Source organism: Pararhizobium sp. P1_E7, assembly GCF_056405855.1.
Map to the genome: position 1 here is coordinate 1 of NZ_JBFUBH010000255.1, position 526 is coordinate 526.

A 526-nucleotide genomic window follows, 5' to 3' on the forward strand; every position below is an offset into this window, starting at 1 on the left:
GTCAAAAAGCAGTGCTTTCCCTTGCGGTAGCGCTCCTACCACGCCGGCTAATTGGGGGTCATCGTAGCCTGGCGTAACCATGCTTCCCACCCCGGCGCCATCACGGAAGAAATAAGGCACCAATCGACCGGTCTGGTCGTGGAGTGGCTTTCCGGCGAATTCCTTGTCTCGTCCATCGAAAGCATCTGGATTCCAGACAGTSAAAGCCGCGAAGGCCAAAGGATTGTTTCCTACCGTTTCGGACAAAATGTCGTTGACGGTGGCGCGGCTCTCATTATTTGGATGCTTCTGCAGTTGCGAGAGCGTCGTCTTGAGGTCGAAGACAGTTTTATAAGCGTCGCGAAGGTCAGCTTCGACCTGAAACGCCACAGTATTTGCCTCCGTGGAGACCTTCTCGATACTTTGGTTGTAAGCGCGCTCATAGGACGTCAGGAAGAGCGCCCCTGCTACAGCAAGCGTTGATACCAAACCTAGCCCTACAATCGAGAAGGTGTTTCTGAGTGTTGCAGATCGAAACATAGGATTC

1 protein-coding gene is annotated in these 526 nt (G+C 53.1%); it reads right to left on the reverse strand.

The window, feature by feature from the left end; translation table 11 throughout:
• A partial coding sequence (locus tag AC1D17_RS29275; RefSeq protein ID WP_477568684.1) for a PDC sensor domain-containing protein occupies positions 1–526 on the reverse strand: 526 nt, incomplete at both ends.